The organism is Pseudarthrobacter sp. J47 (genome assembly GCF_049810315.1).
In the GTDB taxonomy this organism is placed as follows: domain Bacteria; phylum Actinomycetota; class Actinomycetes; order Actinomycetales; family Micrococcaceae; genus Arthrobacter.
Map to the genome: position 1 here is coordinate 3,508,485 of NZ_CP187358.1, position 18,503 is coordinate 3,526,987.

Genomic DNA, 18,503 nt, shown 5'->3' on the forward strand with positions numbered 1-18,503 from the left:
ACGGGGCTCAGCGGGGTTCGACGACGGCGGATGGCTGGTGTGGGGCGTCCGAACCTGCGCTTCCGGTACCGGCAGCCCCGGCGCCTTCCAGCAGCAGCCGGTAGTCCTCGTCCTCCACGGTGTTCGAATCCCGGCCAAGGGCCAAGCCAACCAGCGTGACCGCTCCTGCAACTGCAACGTAGATGGCAACAGGGATCCAGCTTCCGAACTGCGCGAGCAGCACTGTGAACATCAGCGGGGCGATCGCGCCGCCGATCACGCCTGCAAAGGTGTACGCCAGCGAGCTGCCGGTGGAGCGAAGCCGCGGTGAGAACTGCTCCACAATAAAGGCAGCCTGCGGTCCATACATAAACGAGTGCGCCATCAGGCCGAGCACAATGCCCACAATCAGCATCGGAGTGTTGTTGCCACCCAGGATGCCGAAGAAGACGAACGTCCATACAGCGCCCAGGATCGCAGCCACGCCATAGACGGCGCGGCGGTTGAAGCGGTCCGACACAGCGCCGGCCAGCGGAATCATGAACAGCTGGAATGCGGATCCGATCAGTACGGCGGTGAGCACCTGGTTGCGTTCATAGCCCAGCATCTGGATGCCGTACGTAAGGGTGAATACAGTGAACAGTGCATAGAGGACGTCTGGACCGACGCGGCACAGAATGGCGGCAATCAGCGGGCGCAGTTCCTTGGTGAAGACTTCGCGGACGGGGGCGTTGGGCTGTTCACCGTGCGCCTCGATGGCTTTGAAGATGGGGGTGTCTTCGAGCTTGAGGCGGATCCAGAGTCCGAAGCCCACCAGGAGGGCGGAGACCAGGAACGCGATACGCCAGCCGAAGCCCAGGAACTGTTCCTCGGTGAGCATCAGGGTCAGCACCGCAAGGGCACCGTTTGCCATCAGGTTGCCGGCGGGCGGGCCAACCTGGGCGGCGGACGCCCAGAAGCCCCGGCGATGCGGGTCCCCGTATTCGCTGGACAGCAGGACGGCTCCGCCCCATTCGCCACCCACACCGACGCCTTGGGCAAAGCGCAGCAGCACCAGGATGATGGGCGCCGTGATGCCGATGCTGGCGTAGCCCGGGAGCACGCCGATCAGGACCGTGGCCACGCCGATGATCATGAGGGTGGTGACCAGGACCTTCTTGCGGCCGATGCGGTCACCGAGCCGCCCGAAAATGATGCCGCCTACCGGGCGGGAGACGTAGCCCACCGCGTAGGTGGAGAACGCCAGGATCGTGCCAGTCAGCGGATCCGAGGCAGGGAAGAAAACGATGGGAAATACGACGGCGGCTGCCGCAGAGTAGACCGCGAAGTCGTACCACTCAAGGGCAGTTCCGGTAAGGCTGGCGGCGAACGCCTTGTACAGGCCTTGGGGACGAATGGGCTTGTCCGGGCCCGCCGTTGCGCCGGGGGCCGGGGATGGGGAGTGGGCCATGGTGTTGTCCTCCACGAGATTTTTCTAGGGTGACGCCTGTCACGCTGGCGTTAAATGTATACATTACGCATACTGGTTGTACATTGGCGACTGTTTCCAGTTTCCGGTTTGTAAATTTTTCCGCCAGCACACTCAAAGGATGGACTCACCATGACGGTTCTCAGCTTCGAACTTCCCGACGGCAGCACCCAGGACGTACAGGTCAAGCACCTCCTCAATGCCGGCTATGCAGGGCGTGAGCAGGATGAGGTTCAGGCCCACATCGCCGAGCTGGCCGAGCTTGGCGTACCCGGTCCCAGCGTCACTCCGGCTCTCTACCCAGTCTCCCCCTACCTTGCCCAGCAGGTGAATGAAGTCCGCGTGCAGCACGGAAGGACCTCCGGTGAGGCGGAGTGGGCGCTGGTCATCACCGACGGCGGTGTCCTCCTGACCGTGGCGTGTGACCACACGGACCGCGAGCTTGAGGTCCACGGCGTCGCCTGGAGCAAGAACGCCAGCCCGGACGTGCTGGGGCGGAAGGCGTGGCGCCTGGACGATGTCCGCGGCCACCTGGACCAGATCACCCTGAAGGGCTGGGTGGGCGAGGGCGATACCCCTGACACCCTGATCCAGGACAGCTCCCTGGAAGCATTGTTGACGCCCGACTACTGGCTTGATGTCCTGACGGAACGCGGGCTCAATGAGCCCGGAACCGTGCTGATATCCGGGACCGTCGCCATGACCGGCGGCGTGGACCAGTTTGCCCGCAGCTGGAAGGTGGAGATGGCGGATCCGGTGGCCGGCGACTCCATCGACGTCCAGTACGTGGTGGAAAAGATGGCCGAACCCATCGGCTGAGCCCCTTCGCGGCGGTGCGCCGGAACAGTTCACCGGCCCACCCCCACAGAACCCTCCCCTGGCCTAGGCTGGGGCCATGGCGATCCTTCACAAAGCAACCCTGACTCCTACGAAGCTCCAGCTCATCGAGCAGTTCCTTCCCGCGCAGGCGTGGTTCAACCCGGAGGGTGCTCCCGGTGAGGTGGAGCTCCTGGGCGCTTACCGTTTTGACGATCCGGACGGCGAAGTGGGCCTGGAGACGCACCTCGTTGCGCACGCAGGCAGCATCTACCAGGTGCCGTTGACATACCGGGGCGCCGAACTCCCGGACGCCCAGCAGTGGCTGGTGGGCACCACTGACCACTCCGTCCTGGGCAAGCGCTGGGTGTACGACGCCACCGGCGATCCCGTGTACGTCGCTGCCCTGGCCACAGCCATCCTCCGGGCGCAGGAACAGGCGGAGCAATTCGTTCAAACGGAGGGGAAGCTGGAACCTCGCCCCAGTACCGTTCAGGTCAAGGGAAGCGGAATGCCCGACGGCGGGATCCCGGCTTTGGGGCCATCGTTCACCGCCGCCGCACCCACCACGGACAACGGCGTCACGGTCATCGACGCCGGAACCCTGCAGCTTCACGTGTTCCGGGTCCTTGACCTTTCAGCCGCCCCCGCGAACCCGGGACTCAACGGCACGTGGCAGGGCCAAGACCAGCCCGTCCGGCTCGCCACCCTGGTTGAGATTCCCGACGCGTAGTGTCCGGGTACCGCATCGAGACGCCGCGCCTGAAGCTCCGCCGCATGGTGGACGATGACCTGGACAACATGGCGGCGCTTTTGGGTGACCCGGCCGTCATGTGCCACTATCCCGCGCCCAAAACACGGGAAGAGGCCAAGGCGTGGATCGACTGGAACAAGCGCAATTACGCTGAGCACGACTTCGGCCTCTGGATCATGGAGTCCCGGAGCGGGGATTTCCTGGGCGACTGCGGCCTGACTCTCCAGGAAGTGGACGGCGTACCCGAAGTCGAGGTGGGGTACCACGTCCTTGCCGAACACCAGGGGCGTGGCTACGCCAGTGAAGCCGCAGCGGTCTGCCTGGAATTCGCCGCCCGGTCCGGCGTCGAACGCGTGATTGCCATCATCAATCCGGCCAACATTCCGTCGCAACGGGTGGCGGTTAAGTGCGGACTTCAGCTGGAGAAATACAGCAACATGGGCGGCCTCGAACAACTGATTTTCGCGACGAACAAAGACTTCACCTCCACATGGTCCGGGCCAGCAGCAGGGAACTGACCAGGCCACCCGAACGGAGCACTTGCCTTACCCCTCCCCTGTCGCTACGATAAACCATATGGTTTATCGAATGGCTTCGACACTGACGGACGAGGAGCTGGATGCGGTCTTTTCCGCCCTGGCCCACCGCGCCCGGCGCGACGTTCTCCAGGCGATCGCCCGCCACTCCGAGCCCCCGGCCATGAAAGAACTTGCGGCCGAGCTCGAGGTCTCACCTCAACTGCTGCAAAAACACCTTGCCACGCTGGAGAAGGCCAGGCTCATCACCAGGCAAAAGCACGGCCGCGAAACCAACGCCGAGGCCCACCCGGAGGTCCTGGCGGCGGCCAACGAATGGATCGCGGAAATGACCAGCTACTGGAACGACCAGCTGGACTCGCTCCAGGCATACATCGACCAGCTCGGCCTCGCGGTGCCAACAGACTCCGCGACGGAGACGACCAACGACACAAAGGATCAGGAATAGCGCATGTTCACCGCAACCGTTGACCGCACGTTCGCCCTCGGCATCGACAAGATGTGGGAGCTGTGGACCAGCCCGGAGCACCTCGGCGCATGGCACCGGCCCTCCATGGCTTTCGGCCCCACGCTTGCCGCGGCGGACGTCCGGCCCGGCGGCTCCTACCGCCTGGAAATGATCAACCCCGCGGGCGAAGTCCACGCCACCTCCGGCATCTACGTCGACGTCGAAGAACCCACCCGCCTCGCCTTCACCTGGAAATGGGAGGGTGCCGACAACGAGACGCTGGTTGAGGTGCTTCTCTCAGAGGTCGACGGCGGCACGAACGTTTCGATCATCCACACCAAGCTGGTGGACCAGGCCGACGCCGACCTCCACCTCGAGGGCTGGACGGGCTGCCTCAACACGCTCGCCGAACTCTACGTCTAGACACATCCCCCTACACAGCACTCCCCAACACCAGAAAGCAGTTACCCCATGAGCAGCACCCTTGAGAACACCCTGGAATTCGACGGCAAATGCGCCTTCGCCCTGAGCGTCGGCGCCGTCGAGAAGGCCCCGACTTCCAACCCCAAGTACACAGTGGTCCGCAACGGCAAGACCTACGGTTTCCTGGGCGCGCTGGCCCGCGTCCTCTTCCTCGTCATCCCGGGCAGCGAACGCCGCGCCCAAGCAGCCTGGGCCAACGCGCAGTAACAGCAGTGCACAAAGAGGAACGGACCAGCCCTGATGGACTGGTCCGTTCCTCTTTAAAAGTCTGGCTACGGCTTCGGCCGCCACACCACCACGGCCTGGGACCGCGCCTGCGGGCGCTGACCCCGGGCCAGGGTGACTACGTCGCCGGCCGCACCGGCCGCGAAGATCCGTGAATCCAGCGGCTGGCGGCGGCGGACGTTGAGTTCCTCCGTGAGCTCAGCGATCCGGCCCCGCAGGGCAGCGACCTGGTTTTCCAGCTGGAGGATCCGTTTGATGCCCTCGAGGGATACACCCTCCTGGGACAGGCGCTGGATCTCCCTCAGCATGTTGACGTCCCGCTGGGAGTAGCGGCGGGACTTGCCCGGCGCACGGCGCGGCGAGACAAGGCCCAGCCGGTCATACTGCCGGAGGGTCTGCGGGTGCATGTCCGCCAGTTCCGCAGCCACGGAGATCACAAAGATCGGCTGGTCAGCACTGATGTTCATGACCACCCCGCCTTACAGCCGGGCTTTGGCGGCAAGGCCCTCACGGACGTTGGCGTCAGCCGTCGCCTCGGCAAATGCCTTGACCGCTTCTTCCGCCGCCTTGTTCAGGTTGCCGGGAACCGCGACGTCGATCGTCACCAGAAGGTCACCGGTACCCTTTGACGTCTTCACGCCATGGCCCTTGACCCGCAGGGTGCGACCCGAAGGAGTGCCGGCGGGAACGCGAACCCGGACGTGCTCGCCGTCGAACGTGGGCACCTCAATCTCGGCACCCAAAGCAGCTTCCGCGAAGGTGACCGGAACGTGGATGCGGAGGTTGTCGCCGTCGCGCGTGTAGAAGGGGTGCGGTTTCACTGAAACCTGCACCATCAGGTCGCCGTTGCCCGCGGCACCCGGCTGGCCCTTGCCGCGCACGCGGACCTTCTGGCCGTCCTTGATGCCGGCAGGAACGCGGACGTCAATGACTTCGCCGTTGGGTTCACGCAGCCCGATAGTGGTGCCGCGGATGGAGCCGGCGAAGGAAATGCTGGTGGTGGCGGTACGGTCCGCGCCCTTCTGCGGGGTGCGCTGGTAACCGGCAGGACCGGCCCCGAATCCGCCGCCAAAAAGGTCCGCGAACTCAGGCGGAATACCGCCCGACGACGGGTTGAACCCGCCTGCGTGCCTGCCGGTATTGCCCGTGAAAAGGCCACCGAACAGGTCCTCGAAGCCGCCGTTGCCCGCACCGGCACCGCCGGGAGCGAAGCGGGCGCCGCCACCCATGGCCCGGATGGCGTCATACTGCTGGCGCTCTTCAGGGTCCGACAGGACAGAGTAGGCCTCAGAGATGTCCTTGAACTTCTTCTCGGAAGCGGTGTTCCCCGAGTTGGTATCAGGGTGGTGCTCGCGGGCCAGCTTCCGGTAAGCCTTCTTGATGTCGGCGTCGGAAGCGTCCTTGGCAACACCAAGGATCTTGTAAAAATCCTTGTCCACCCAATCCTGGCTAGCCAATGGCGTTTCCTTTCAAAAGTACTGTGCCGAGATGGCAGTTCACTGCAATGTTCTCAGGAAACACTGCCGCGAACTGCCATCTCGACGGGAGTAATGCTAGGCCGGAACGGCCACAATCACCTGTGCTGCACGAAGGACGCGCTCGCCCGTCTTGTAGCCGGAGCGGAGCACCTGGCTGACGGTGTCAACCTCGATGTCCTCACCAGGCTGCTGGATGAGGGCCTCGTGGATGGTCGGATCGAACTCCACTCCGGTCTCATCGATGCGGACCAGGCTGTACGTCTTCAGCGCATTCTCCAGCTTTGCGGCGATCGCGGCGAACGGGCCGTCCTCGAGGTCGCCGTGCTGGCGGGCGGCGTCGATGTCATCCAGCACCGGAAGCAGGGAGTTCAGGACGCCGATAACGGCCATCTCCCCTGCCACGGCGCGGTCACGCTCGACGCGCTTGCGGTAGTTGACGTACTCGGCCTGCAGGCGGAGCAGGTCATTCTTCAGCTCAGCTGCCTCAGCGTTGGTTGAGCCCTGCGCCACGGATTCCTCAGCGGGCACCTGGATGCCGTTGAGGATCTCCTCGGCCTGGGCCAGTGCGTCCGCGTCGGCCGGGGTCTCGCCTTCCGGGGTCTCGACGGGCTCGGCCACCGGGGATTCCGGGTGCCGCGCCTTCCCGGTGACCGGGTCAACCTTGCGGTTGTCCCGGATCACCGGCTCCTGGCGACCGGACTGCTCGCGCTCCTGCTCCTGCGGACTGTGCTCTTCTTCGTTACCGTGGTGGGGCATGGCTACTTCTTCGCTTCGTCTTCGTCGATGATCTCGGCGTCAACAATGTCCTCGTCGGCAGCAGCGGAGGCGCCGCCTTCGGATGACGCACCTGCAGCACCTTCAGCGCCGTCGGCCGGTGCTGCCTGGGCGTAGATTGCCTCGCCCAGCTTGGTCTGCGAAGCCTGCAGCTTCTCGAACGCGGCCTTCACGGCTGCGTCGTCGGTGCCTTCCAGCGCCTTCTTGAGCTCGTCGACGTCGGCCTGGACCTCGGTCTTGACCTCTTCGGGCAGCTTGTCGGAGTTGTCGGCGATGAGCTTGTCCACGGAGTACGCGAGCTGCTCGGCAGTGTTGCGGGTGTCGGTTGCCTCGCGGCGGGCCTTGTCCTCTGCTGCGTGCTCCTCGGCGTCACGGACCATGCGGTCGATGTCTTCCTTGGACAGCGCGGTGCCGCCGGTGATGGTCATCGACTGTTCCTTGCCGGTGCCCTTGTCCTTGGCGGACACGTGGACGATGCCGTTGGCGTCGATGTCGAAGGTGACCTCGATCTGCGGGATGCCACGGGGGGCCGGGGCGATGCCGGTCAGTTCGAACGTGCCCAGCGGCTTGTTGTCGCGGGTGAATTCACGCTCGCCCTGGAAGACCTGGATGGCCACGGACGGCTGGTTGTCATCTGCCGTGGTGAAGGTCTCGGACCGCTTGGTGGGAATAGCCGTGTTGCGCTCGATCAGGTGCGTCATCACGCCACCCTTGGTTTCGATGCCCAGGGACAGCGGGGTGACGTCGATCAGCAGGACGTCCTTGCGCTCGCCCTTCAGCACGCCGGCCTGCAGTGCAGCGCCAACGGCCACAACCTCATCCGGGTTCACGCCCTTGTTCGGTTCCTTGCCACCGGCAAGTTCCTTCACCAGGTCGTAGACGGCGGGCATACGGGTGGAGCCGCCAACCAGGACGATGTGGTCGATGTCGGAAAGCTTGATGCCGGCTTCCTTGATGACGTCGTGGAACGGCTTCTTGGTGCGCTCAAGCAGGTCCTTGGTGAGGTCCTGGAACTTGGCGCGGGTGAGCTGCTCGTCCAGGTGGACCGGGCCGTCGGGGGTGACGGACAGGTACTGGAGGGAGACGTTGGTGCTGGTGGAGGAAGAGAGTTCCTTCTTGGCCTGCTCGGCAGCTTCGCGGAGGCGCTGCAGGGCGATCTTGTCCTTGGAGAGGTCGATGCCCTTGACCTTGAGCTGGTTCAGCAGGTAGTCAACAACGCGCTGGTCCCAGTCGTCGCCGCCCAGGCGGTTGTCACCGGCGGTGGCGCGGACCTGGATGGTCGAGAAGTCGTCTTCGTCCTTGCCGACTTCCAGCAGGGAGACGTCGAACGTTCCGCCGCCGAGGTCGAATACCAGGATGAGCTCGTCTTCCTTGCCCTTGTCCAGGCCGTAGGCCAGTGCGGCCGCGGTGGGCTCGTTGACGATGCGCAGGACGTTCAGGCCCGCGATCTCGCCGGCTTCCTTGGTGGCCTGGCGCTCGGCGTCGTTGAAGTAGGCCGGGACGGTGATGACGGCGTCCGTGACCTTTTCGCCCAGGTAGGACTCGGCGTCGTTCTTGAGCTTCATGAGGATACGCGCGGAGATTTCCTGCGGCGTGTACTTCTTGTCATCGATCGCGACGTTCCAGTCGGTGCCCATGTGGCGCTTGACGGACGTGATGGTGCGGTCGATGTTGTTGACGGCCTGGCGCTTGGCGATCTCGCCAACCAGGACTTCGCCGGCCTTGGAGAAAGCAACTACCGACGGCGTGGTGCGGCCACCCTCGGCGTTGGCAATGACGGTGGGCTCGCCACCTTCGAGAACGGAGACGACGGAGTTGGTGGTTCCGAGGTCAATACCTACTGCACGTGACATGTGGTGCTTCCTTCTTTCTTGGAAACTTGCTGCGGCGCCCAATCCTTGAGCGTTCTGCACTCAACATTACTCAGCCGCCGGACGATGTCAAACAAAGTTGAGTGCAGTACGCTCAACTTTGAATTGAATGCCCGACGGCGGCACGCAACTTCCCTGTATTGGCGCGGTTTTTGTCCGCACAACAGTCAGCCGCAGGGCCTTTCGCTGTTCGCGAACAGGCCCTGCGGCTGGATCTTGCGCGGGTTCCGAGGCGCCGTTACGGCGTTTCTTCCTCGGGATACTCGGTTGGGCGCGGCTTGCCCACCGTTCCGGCCTCGCCATAATCGCCTGCCGGATACTGACCCTTCCGGGGCTCCTCCTCCACCAATTCAGCGCCTTCTTCGGCCGTGCGGAACCGTTCATTCACGCCGGCCCTGCCGTAGTCACCTTCCTGATACTCGCCCTCAGCGTCGGCATCTCCGGCGAGTGTGCGGTCCGCTGCCAGTTCGTCCGTGAGGTCCTGGGTGCGTTCCTCGCGGGCCTCCTCGGTGAGGCCGCCGCCGTAGCTGCCTTCAGTGGAGACTCCTGCATTTCCGTAATTGCCTGCCGTGTAGGCACCCTCCCCTGTCATCGAAACCGGGGCCTCGTCCACAACGCCTGCGTTGCCGTAGTCACCCTCGACATAAGTGCCCTCTTCCTGATCGAGCGCGCCCTCATCACTGTCCACGCCCTCGGTGATGTCCGGAGCGGGGTCGTAGTCAGGATCCCGGCCGGGCTCGCGGAAAGCTGCGGGGTCCGGATCGCGCTCCAAGTCCCGGTCGGGGTTGCTGCCCGCGGTTGAATCGAACCGGCGATCGGGGTCGAGGGGGTTCCTGCTTGATCCTGATTCCGTGCTGTCGCTCATGGCTTTCACTCCTCTGGATGGCATGTTCAGAACATTGAAAGTCTACTTACTATCCGCTCGGGGCAACAGGTCAAACGGGCCTCACCCCAAGCCGGCAAGCCCGGCCAGGTGTTCCACGTGAAGGTCAAAGAGTTCATCATTGGCACGGAACGTCTCCGGGCCGTATTGGCCAAACACCTCAAAGGACACGGTGCCAAAAAGCGCTGTCCAAACCAGCGTGCCGCGGGCCAGGGCGTCGTCGCTGAGGGCGCTGCCCAACTGCGTTCGGATAGCTTCGAAGTCGGCATGGAGGCCGGGCCCGACGGCGGGAGGCCGGGTCTGCGCGGGCGCTCCCGCCTGCTCACGGTAGGCGTCATCCACCACTTTGATCAGCGCCCGGACCACACGAGTGCCGGGCTCGGTGGTCCGCTCCGCCGGCGCCTGGTAACCGGGAACCGGGCTGCCGAACAGGAGTCCATAGCGGGCGGGTTCACGCAGCGCCCAGGACCGGACGGCGTGGGCGAGGGCAGCGAACCGCCGCCGATGGTCGCCCTCGGGGCAGGCATCGAGCGCCGCATCCACGGCGTCGCCGAGCTCGTTGTACGCATCCACCAGCAGGAGGGTCAGCAGCTCATCGCGGCTCTCCACGTACCGGTAGACGGCGGACGACACCACGCCAAGGTCCCTCGCCACAGCCCGAAGTGAGAGGGCAGCGGCCCCCTGCTTGGCCAGATGTTCCCTGCCCAGACGGACTATGTCAGCGATGGTCTGTGCCCTGGCCCGGGCGCGTGGCGTGAGCGGCTTGGTGGTGGATTCGACGTCGGACATGGCACCCAGCATGCCACAAAGAACGCAAGATGAGAGCGCCGCAAACTTTTGAGAGCAGTGCTCTTGACTTTCGCTCCAGCGCAGCGCACTCTTGATTCAGAGAGCACCGCTCTCCAAATGCACAAGCAGATCACCAGCAGATCACCAGCAGAAGGCACAGCATCATGAGCGATCTTTACGTAGTTACCGGCGCCGGCCCCGTCGGCTGGACCATCGCGGAACAACTTGCAGACCAGGGCAAAACGGTGCGGATCGCCACCCGGTCCGGCAGCGGCCCGGACCACCCGCTCGTGGAGCGGGTCAGGGCCGACGTCCAGGATCCCGCAGCACTCCGGCAGCTGATGGCGGGCGCCACCGCCGTGTTCCACTGCATCCACGCCGCCTACAACGCCAAAGACTGGGAGGCCGAACTTCCCCGGGCGGAGCAGAAGGTCCTCGCCGCTGCAAAGGAGGCCGGCGCCGTCGTAATTTTCCCCGAAAGCCTGTACTCCTACAGCGAGCCCGGCCGCGTGATGACAGAGGCTTCCCCTCGCGGAGCCACCGGCGGCAAGAGGGGCGTGCGGACGGCGCTCCTGGCCGCCCGGGCAGCGTCCGTTACGGATACGGTGAGCGTGGTGGCCGGGGACTTCTTCGGTCCGCGGGTGCTGATGGCCCACGGCGGCGAGCGCATGCTGTCTGCCGTACTGTCCGGGAAGCGGCTGCAGGTGATCGGCAGTACGCGCCAGCCCCACTCCTTCACCTACGTTCCGGACCTGGCCGCCGCCATGATCCGCGCCGCCCAGGCGCCGGAACTGTGGAACAAGGTGTGGCACGCACCCACGCTTCCGGCCGTCACGCAACGGCAGCTGGCTGCCTCGTTCGCTGATGCCGCGGGCGAACCGCTGAAGGGTGTCTCGGCGATCCCGGGCCCGGTGCTGCGGCTGGTCGGACTGTTCTCCGCCGATCTCAGGGAGATTGCGGAGATGGCTTACCAGTTCGAGAAGCCGTTTGTTATGGACTCCGCAGCCAGCCAGGCAGCGTTCGGGCTGAAGCCCACTCCCCTGCCTGATGCGGCGGCGGCTACCGTGGGCTGGTGGCGGGGGTCCGGGGCGAAGTAGCCGCAGCCTCCGGCCGGGCCAGCTTTCCGGGCCACCAGATTTTTGGCCCAATGTCGTAGGCCAGGGCCGGCACCAGCAGCGAGCGGACCAGGACGGTATCCAGCAGCACGCCGAAGGCCACAATGAACGCCAGCTGCACCAGGAACATGATGGGGATAACGCCGAGGGCCGCGAACGTGGCGGCCAGGACCACACCGGCGGACGTGATCACGCCGCCGGTCACGCCCAGGCCGCGGAGGATGCCAGGCCGGGTGCCGTGCTTGAGGGACTCTTCCCGGACCCGGCTCATCAGGAAGATGTTGTAATCCACGCCCAGCGCCACCAGGAACACAAAGCCGAACAGTGGAACGGTAGCGTCGGCGCCCGGGAAGCCGAAGACGTGGTTGAACACCAGCGCGGAAACACCCATGGCCGCGCCGTAGGACAGCACCACTGACAGCACCAGCAGCACCGGCGCCAGCACTGAGCGAAGCAGCAGCATCAGGATGAGCAGGATCACCACCAGCACGATCGGGATAATCACGGCCAGGTCCCGTTGGGCAGTGGTGTTGGTGTCCAGCGCCGTGGCAGTCACCCCGCCCACCAAGGCATCAGGATCCACGGCCTTCAGGTCGCTCCGGAGGCTCGTGATCACGCCCTCCGCCTCGGCGGAGTCCGCGGCGTAATCCAGGGTGGCATTGATCAGCACCTTCCCCTCCCGTACGTCCGGGGCGCTGGGAGTCCCGGGGGCTCCGGTGATGGGCACCGAACCGGGCGCCAGCAGGTACGCCTGCCCCACGCCGTCGGACGTTTCCACTGCCTCCAGCGCCTGCGCTGCCTTACCTTCATCCACCACCACGACGGCGGGGCTGCCGCTGCCGGCGTCGAAATGGCGCACCAGTGCGTCCTGGCCGTCCACGGCGTTGGAGGCGGTGAGGATGACGTCCGTCTGCGGGACGCCATTGGCCTTAAGCTGCAGCACCCCGGCGGACGCGGCCACGAGCAGGAGGACCGAGGCGGTCCAGACGGTGCGGGGGCGCCGCGAAACCAGGGCACCCGTGGCCCGCCAAAGCCCCTTCTGCCCTTCGAGCCCTGTCACCAGTTCAGGCTCACGCTCGCCGGCCGGAACCAGCTTGGGGATGAACGGCCAGAAGGCGGCACGGCCCAGCAGCGCCATCAGGGCAGGCAGCAGCGTCAGCGCGCCGAACAGCGAACACACAATGCCGGCCGCCGCCACGGGCCCCAGCGCCTTGTTGGAGTTCAGGTCGGAGAACAGCAGGCAGAGGAGGGCGATGATCACGGTGGCGCCGGAGGCCAGGATGGGTTCAAACGAGGCCTTCCACGCCGTGAGCACGGCGGCCGTCCGGTTGGTGGTGTGGGTCAGGGCTTCACGGAACCTGGCCACGTACAGCAGCGCGTAGTCGGTGGCCGCGCCGATCACCAGGATGGAGAGGATGCCCTGGCTCTGGCCGCTCAACTGGATCCAGCCCAGCTTGGCCATGCCGAACACCAGCAGTATGGCCGCGCACAGGGCAAATACGGAGGTCAGCAGCACAGCCAGGGGTAAGAGCAGCGACCGGTAGACAATCAGGAGGATCACGAAGACGGCGCCGAGGGCCACCAGCAGGAGGATGCCGTCGATCCCGGCGAACGCGCTGACCAGGTCCGCGGTCAGGCCGGCCGGACCGGTGACGAAGGCCTGCATCCCTTCCGGCGCCGCGTCCGCCGTCAGGTCACGCAACTCCTGGACCGACTCCCTCAGCTGGTCCGATTCGGCGATGGGCGCGATGAACTGCACGGCCTTCCCGTCCTCGGAGGGAATGGGTCCGATCACCGTGCTGCCCAGCGCCAGCCCTTCGATCTGCTGCTTCAGCGCGGCGGCCTGGCCAAGCTGGGCCGGCGTCAAGGCGTCGGCGCCTTCAATGACGATCACCGCGGGGATCTCGTCCGAATCACGGAACTTCGCCTGCCAGTCCTGGGCGACGGTTGCCTCGGCGCTGGCTGGCAGGAAGGAGGCCTGGTCATTGGAGGAGACCTCATCCAGCCTGCCGAAGGTTGGGCCACCCACTCCCGCAATGGCCAGCCAGGTGAGCACCAGCACGGCCGGGATAACCCAGCGGAGCCAGACGGGAGTACGGTCACTGTGGCGCAGAGTGGGGTTCACGTGATGTAGGACCTTTCGCAGTCGAATCACCATACAACTTTGACTCAATAGTTGAGCTGCTCACGCGTCCTGGGCATCACCGGCAACACCTGAAATTTCTTTTTACACCGAATGGAATTTTTCATCCCAAGCCAGTGACGGCACGCACTGTCAAGGAGTACCCTAAGGCCATCCGCTCTGCGTGAAATGCTGTGGACTGGGGGCCTTCTAATGGGCGTTGTACGAACCTCGCTGACCGAGCTCGTCGGGTTGCTCAACAACGCCATTGCCCCGGACCACGTCACCCTGGACGACGGTTCCGCAGGCGGCACAACCGACGGCACCACCGGCGGCTCCCGATCCGGAGAATCCGATGATCCTGACGACCCTTCTGGGACCACCATCCGGCCCACGGCCCTGACGCGTGTGGGCCGCTCCCGCCGCGACGGACCCGTACTTGACCTGGAACTGACGGCCCGCATTGAATGCCGGGGACCGGACCAACTGGACAACCTGGAAAAGCTGCTGCTCGCCGTCGAACATCACAGCCAGTACGCCACGGCCCCGGTTCCGGAGACGCCAATCGGCAGCGGCCGGGAAACGCTGGGCTTCCTGGTCCGCATTCCCGTTTCCGTGCGCCTGGAGGAACCATCCGGCCCGCCGGTCCGCGAGCCCCTGATCACCCGGCTGGAGGCCGGCCGCACCATCAGCGGCCGCGTCCTGGACAGCCACAACAACGGAATCGCTCACGCGCGGATCCGCGTTCATTCATCCGCCAACGCCGTAGTCAGCGATGACTCCGGCCGATTCGAGGTCCTGGCCTCGGCAGACGAACTCCAGAATTTCGCCGTGGCCGTACGCGGCACCGAACGGCAACTCACAGCAACCACCAGAACCCTGCCGGTAACCCTCCGGTGGGAATGAAAGGGAGCGCACCATGGCGAACTATCTGGCGCCTGGAGTGTATGTACAGGAAATACCCAGCGGCGCCCGTCCTATAGGGCAGGTCAGTACCAGCATCGCGGCGTTTGTGGGGGTGGCGCCGGACGACTCGGCATTCCGGCACGAGGCGGTGGTGCTGGATAACTGGAGCCAGTTCGTTGACCGGTTTGTGGGCAAGGCCGGTGTTGGGTCCCCGCTTTCCAACGCCGTGTACGGGTTCTTCGCCAACGGCGGCGGCCGCTGCTATGTGGTGAACGTAGGCAAGGACGGGAGCCTCACGGGGACCGCCGCCAAGCCTTCCGGCCTCTCCTTGCTGGAGGCCATCGACGATATTTCCATGGTGGCCGCTCCCGGATTCTCCGGCGCCGAGGCCTATGCCGCGCTGCAGGAACACGTGGAGCATCCGCTCCGGCAGGACAGGATGGCCATCCTGGACACCGCGGAAACCGTGGACGACGTCGGCACCCTCACCCGGGCGTCCACCTCCGGGGTTCCGGACGAGGATGGCGGAGGCAGCCCGGACGCCGACGAAGGCAGCGAAACCGAGGAGACGCCCGACGCCGGCACTTCAGAAGGTGACCCGCCCAAGCCCGCAGCGGCTCCACCCAACCCTGCGACAGCACCGTCGTCGGGCAGGCGTTCCGGCCGGGATGACGCGGCCGGGGCCCCGCAGTCCCCCGGTGGCTACACGGCGCTGTACTACCCGTGGATCGTGATGATCGATCCGGTGTCCGGGAAGAAGGTGACGCAGCCGCCGTCGGGTCATATTGCCGGTGTGTGGGCCCGGGTGGATGCCACGCGTGGGGTCCACAAAGCGCCGGCGAACGAGCCGATCCAAGGTGCGCTGGACCTGGTCCGGCGGGTGAGCCGCGGTGAGCAGGAAGTGCTCAACCCGGCCGGGGTGAACTGCATCCGCTACTTCCCCGGCGAGGGAATCCGGATCTGGGGAGCCCGGACGAAGGCCCCGGAGGCCAGCGAATACCGGTACATCAACGTCCGCAGGCTCACCAACATGATCAAGGAATCCGTGGCCGAAGGAACCCGCTGGGTGGTGTTCGAACCCAACGACCACACCCTGTGGAAGTCCATCCGCCGGGACGTGGGAGCGTTCCTGACCAACGTGTGGCGGGACGGAGCCCTGTTGGGCACAACTCCGCAACAGGCCTTTTACGTGAAGTGCGATGAGGAGAACAACCCGGCAAGTGTCCGGGATGCGGGGCAGGTCATCACGGAGATCGGCATTGCGCCCGTGAAGCCGGCCGAGTTCGTGATCTTCAAACTCATGCAATCCGCTGACACCACCGAGATAGAAACCGCGGGAGCCTAAGATGACCACGCAACCCACCACCCCTCCACCGTCTGCCCAGCCCGGTGTCCAGGTCACCCCTTACCGCGACTTCAACTTCAAGGTGGTGATCCAGGGCGTGGTCCAGGGGCATTTCACCAAGGTGGAGGGCCTGGGCATGTCCATTGGCCGGATCCTGTTCCGCGCCGGCGGAGAGAACAGCGCCGTCCGGGTGATTCCCGGGCAGGTGGAGTACTCCCCCGTCACCTTGAAATATGGCCTGACCGATTCCACCGAAATGCTGCAATGGCTGTTCCGCGCGGTGGAGGGCCAGGTGGAACGCCGCAACGTCTCCATCGCCATGCTCAACGACGCCGGCAGCGCCGAAGTGCGCCGGTGGAACCTGATCGGCGCCTGGCCCTGCGACTGGTTCGGGGCGCCCCTGGACGCGTTAGGCAAGAACCTGGCCATCGAATCACTCAGCATTGCCTATGACCGCCTGGAGCTCGATGATGCCCGGGCACCGGTGGCGTAGCGTTGCCGCCGGCTGGCTGCGGCTGGCGGCAGACAGCCTGAGCCCCGCCCGGGAATCACCGCCGGAGCCTTCTGTTCGGGACAAAACGTACGACGGCGGGAGTCAGGGTGGGAGCGCCGGGGACGGTCCTCGTGGGGCCGGAATTGCCGGCGCCGGCTTTCCGGGGGCCGGCTTTCCGGGGGCCGGCTTTCCGGGGGCCGGGTTTCCGGCGGCCAGCTTTCCGGATGCCGGGTCCAGGCCGGGCCGGGGGTTCGACGTGGCCGGCGCCCCCGAGCACTGGGTGAATCTCCTGCGCCAGGCCGGGCTGGTTCCGGACGGACCCCGGCAGGCCGGCACTCCGGCTGCCCGGGCGGACGTTGAGGGCTGGGATCCTGATAATCATGCCGTTCGGCAGCTTGTTCCCCGGGACACAGGCAGTGCCATTCCGGCGGAACCGGATTCCGGGGAAGGACACCCACAGGCGGAACCACCGGATCCCGGCCCGGGGTCGCCGAAAGCAAGGCCGCGTGCACCACAGCCGCAGGAAACACCGGCACGGAGACTTCCGAGGCTGATAATCGGCCGGCATGCTGCGGAAAATCCGGCAAGGAAAGGTACTGGCCAGGAGCCGATCGATCACCCCGTGAACCGCCAGGCTCCCGCAGCCAGGGAACAGTCCCTGGCCGTGCCCGGCGGCGCCTACGCTGCCGGGCCACCCCCGGGCACCGTTAGTCCTCCCGCCGGAAGCGGCTTGCCTGAGCCGTTACGCTTCCCGCTTGGCCCAGCCGAATCACCCCCACGGCATCCCCGGCAGGAAGACCGGGTCCCCGAGCACCGGCCGATGGATGCAGGCTGGGAGCGTCCGCAAGGCCGGGAAAGCCAGGAAAGCCGGCAGGAACCGGGTGCAGCACCGGGTTCCCCGTCCACCAGTCCCGCCACCAGGCTGCCGGCCCCGCGCCCGAACATCCTGGATCCGAAAACGGAGGCCCCTGACCTGACCCGGCCACGGATACCCCGGCCACCCCAAGGACTAAAAGACCGCAACGAAGGCCGTCCCGCCGTCGTCGGCCCTGCCTTGCCTGTGACCTTGCCCGTGCCCGTAGACGTACCGGCAGACGTGGAAAAGGCGGAATCAACGCCGCGGCCTGCCCTGGCCGGTCAATGGCCCGATCTCCCGCAGCCCCGGGCGCAGCAGGCACCGGCGCTGCTCCCGGAACGCGTCGACCACCTGCTGACCCGCACTCTCCGGCTCCGCGACGAGCAGCGGGCGGTGTGACATGGAACGGGTGGCTTTCCTGATCGAGGACACCGGCGAGCACCTGGGCTGCCTGCTGAACCCGGAGACCGTGGTGATGACCCGGACGGCGGGCGTGGAACCGCGCAGGTCCGCCGGCGGCAAGCTCACCGGCTCCGGACTGGCTGACGATCCGCTGCTGTTCACCGGCGGCGGCCATACCGAGCTGCGGCTGGACCTGTTGTTTGACGTGGACCTCGCCCCGTCAAACCTCCATCTGCAGGACGTGCGGCAGATGACACGGCCCATCTGGGCGCTCGCAGAAAACAGCGCGGAGGTGGAACGGCAGCGGCGGCCGCCGTCGGTCCGCTTTGTGTGGGGCCGGGCCTGGAACGTCCCGGGGATCGTGACGGAGGTGGCGGAGCGCTTCGACAGGTTCTCTCCCGACGGCTCGCCGCTGCGCTCCTGGATGCGGATGGTTTTTGTCCGCGTGGGCCAGAGTGCCGACGAGGAAGGCGGCGAAAACTACGAGCTCGCCCAACGCCTTCCCGCCGTCGACCTGACAGCGGCGCCGGTGGACACGCTCCCGGTGCTCGGGGACGGCAGCACTGCCCTCGCCGCCGAAGGGGGGCCCGACGTCGGGAGCACGGTTCCCGAGGTCCCGCCCGGTGAGCTGGGCAGGCTCTCCCTCGCGGCCTTTGGCACCCCGCTGCTGTGGAAACTGCTGCTTGAGTACAACAACGTGGATGACCCCGCCCGGTTCACCGGACCGCTGGCCGTACCGCCGCTGGGGGAAGCGCCGTGA

20 protein-coding genes are annotated in these 18,503 nt (G+C 65.8%); 12 read left to right on the forward strand and 8 right to left on the reverse strand.

The window, feature by feature from the left end:
* Window positions 1-7: 7 nt before the first annotated feature.
* Entirely contained in the window at window positions 8-1,429 is a 1,422-nt protein-coding gene (locus tag ACPJW8_RS16175) for an MFS transporter (RefSeq protein ID WP_330189326.1), read from the reverse strand.
* 150 nt (window positions 1,430-1,579) lie between these two features.
* Between ACPJW8_RS16175 and ACPJW8_RS16180 the strand changes: the two genes are divergently transcribed.
* The 6 genes from ACPJW8_RS16180 to ACPJW8_RS16205 all read left to right on the forward strand — a co-directional run bounded on the left by ACPJW8_RS16180 (window position 1,580) and on the right by ACPJW8_RS16205 (window position 4,691).
* Window positions 1,580-2,266, forward strand: a complete 687-nt coding sequence (locus tag ACPJW8_RS16180; RefSeq protein WP_330189325.1) for a DUF2848 domain-containing protein — start codon at window positions 1,580-1,582, stop codon at window positions 2,264-2,266.
* A 76-nt stretch (window positions 2,267-2,342) separates the two neighbouring features.
* Window positions 2,343-2,996: a CG0192-related protein gene (locus tag ACPJW8_RS16185; protein ID WP_330189324.1), complete on the forward strand. Its 654-nt coding sequence runs from the start codon at window positions 2,343-2,345 to the stop codon at window positions 2,994-2,996.
* Window positions 2,996-3,535, forward strand: a complete 540-nt coding sequence (locus tag ACPJW8_RS16190; protein ID WP_330189323.1) for a GNAT family N-acetyltransferase — start codon at window positions 2,996-2,998, stop codon at window positions 3,533-3,535. Before ACPJW8_RS16185 ends, ACPJW8_RS16190 begins: the two co-directional genes overlap by 1 nt.
* A 70-nt stretch (window positions 3,536-3,605) precedes the next feature.
* A complete protein-coding gene (locus ACPJW8_RS16195; RefSeq protein ID WP_330189322.1) occupies window positions 3,606-4,001 on the forward strand; it encodes a helix-turn-helix domain-containing protein in 396 nt (131 codons plus the stop codon).
* Between the two features lie 3 nt (window positions 4,002-4,004).
* Complete coding sequence (locus tag ACPJW8_RS16200) at window positions 4,005-4,424, forward strand: SRPBCC domain-containing protein (protein ID WP_330189321.1); 420 nt, start codon at window positions 4,005-4,007, stop codon at window positions 4,422-4,424.
* A 48-nt stretch (window positions 4,425-4,472) separates the two neighbouring features.
* On the forward strand, window positions 4,473-4,691 hold the full coding sequence (locus ACPJW8_RS16205; RefSeq protein ID WP_330189320.1) for a hypothetical protein: 219 nt from the start codon (window positions 4,473-4,475) through the stop codon (window positions 4,689-4,691).
* 65 nt (window positions 4,692-4,756) lie between these two features.
* Here the strand turns inward: ACPJW8_RS16205 and ACPJW8_RS16210 are convergent, their stop codons facing one another.
* The 6 genes from ACPJW8_RS16210 to ACPJW8_RS16235 all read right to left on the reverse strand — a co-directional run bounded on the left by ACPJW8_RS16210 (window position 4,757) and on the right by ACPJW8_RS16235 (window position 10,504).
* Window positions 4,757-5,176 carry a heat shock protein transcriptional repressor HspR gene (locus ACPJW8_RS16210; protein ID WP_330189319.1) on the reverse strand — a complete coding sequence of 140 codons (420 nt, stop codon included), beginning with the start codon at window positions 5,174-5,176 and terminating at the stop codon, window positions 4,757-4,759.
* Between the two features lie 12 nt (window positions 5,177-5,188).
* A complete protein-coding gene (locus ACPJW8_RS16215; protein ID WP_330189318.1) occupies window positions 5,189-6,166 on the reverse strand; it encodes a DnaJ C-terminal domain-containing protein in 978 nt (325 codons plus the stop codon).
* 96 nt (window positions 6,167-6,262) lie between these two features.
* Window positions 6,263-6,943, reverse strand: a complete 681-nt coding sequence (locus ACPJW8_RS16220; protein ID WP_330189317.1) for a nucleotide exchange factor GrpE — start codon at window positions 6,941-6,943, stop codon at window positions 6,263-6,265.
* Window positions 6,944-6,945: 2 nt separating this feature from the next.
* Window positions 6,946-8,814: a molecular chaperone DnaK gene (dnaK, locus tag ACPJW8_RS16225; protein WP_330189316.1), complete on the reverse strand. Its 1,869-nt coding sequence runs from the start codon at window positions 8,812-8,814 to the stop codon at window positions 6,946-6,948.
* Window positions 8,815-9,070: 256 nt separating this feature from the next.
* Window positions 9,071-9,697, reverse strand: coding sequence for a hypothetical protein (locus ACPJW8_RS16230; RefSeq protein WP_330189315.1), 627 nt, complete (start codon window positions 9,695-9,697; stop codon window positions 9,071-9,073).
* An 81-nt stretch (window positions 9,698-9,778) separates the two neighbouring features.
* On the reverse strand, window positions 9,779-10,504 hold the full coding sequence (locus tag ACPJW8_RS16235) for a TetR/AcrR family transcriptional regulator (RefSeq protein ID WP_330189314.1): 726 nt from the start codon (window positions 10,502-10,504) through the stop codon (window positions 9,779-9,781).
* Window positions 10,505-10,668: 164 nt separating this feature from the next.
* Here ACPJW8_RS16235 and ACPJW8_RS16240 point away from each other — a divergent pair, with 164 nt between their 5' ends.
* A complete protein-coding gene (locus tag ACPJW8_RS16240; RefSeq protein WP_330189313.1) occupies window positions 10,669-11,601 on the forward strand; it encodes an NAD-dependent epimerase/dehydratase family protein in 933 nt (310 codons plus the stop codon).
* Here ACPJW8_RS16240 and ACPJW8_RS16245 read toward each other — a convergent pair.
* Complete coding sequence (locus ACPJW8_RS16245) at window positions 11,564-13,744, reverse strand: MMPL family transporter (protein ID WP_330189312.1); 2,181 nt, start codon at window positions 13,742-13,744, stop codon at window positions 11,564-11,566. The genes ACPJW8_RS16240 and ACPJW8_RS16245 overlap by 38 nt on opposite strands.
* A 210-nt stretch (window positions 13,745-13,954) precedes the next feature.
* Between ACPJW8_RS16245 and ACPJW8_RS16250 the strand changes: the two genes are divergently transcribed.
* From ACPJW8_RS16250 to ACPJW8_RS16270, 5 genes are all read left to right on the forward strand, one after another.
* Window positions 13,955-14,647 (forward strand): hypothetical protein, encoded by a 693-nt coding sequence (locus ACPJW8_RS16250; RefSeq protein WP_330189311.1) that lies wholly within the window; start codon window positions 13,955-13,957, stop codon window positions 14,645-14,647.
* Between the two features lie 13 nt (window positions 14,648-14,660).
* Window positions 14,661-15,992 (forward strand): phage tail sheath family protein, encoded by a 1,332-nt coding sequence (locus tag ACPJW8_RS16255; protein ID WP_330189310.1) that lies wholly within the window; start codon window positions 14,661-14,663, stop codon window positions 15,990-15,992.
* A 1-nt stretch (window position 15,993) separates the two neighbouring features.
* Window positions 15,994-16,485 (forward strand): phage tail protein, encoded by a 492-nt coding sequence (locus ACPJW8_RS16260; RefSeq protein WP_330189309.1) that lies wholly within the window; start codon window positions 15,994-15,996, stop codon window positions 16,483-16,485.
* Window positions 16,486-17,557: 1,072 nt separating this feature from the next.
* Complete coding sequence (locus tag ACPJW8_RS16265) at window positions 17,558-17,740, forward strand: hypothetical protein (protein ID WP_330189308.1); 183 nt, start codon at window positions 17,558-17,560, stop codon at window positions 17,738-17,740.
* A gap of 1 nt (window position 17,741) precedes the next feature.
* Window positions 17,742-18,503: a hypothetical protein gene (locus ACPJW8_RS16270; protein ID WP_425256368.1), complete on the forward strand. Its 762-nt coding sequence runs from the start codon at window positions 17,742-17,744 to the stop codon at window positions 18,501-18,503.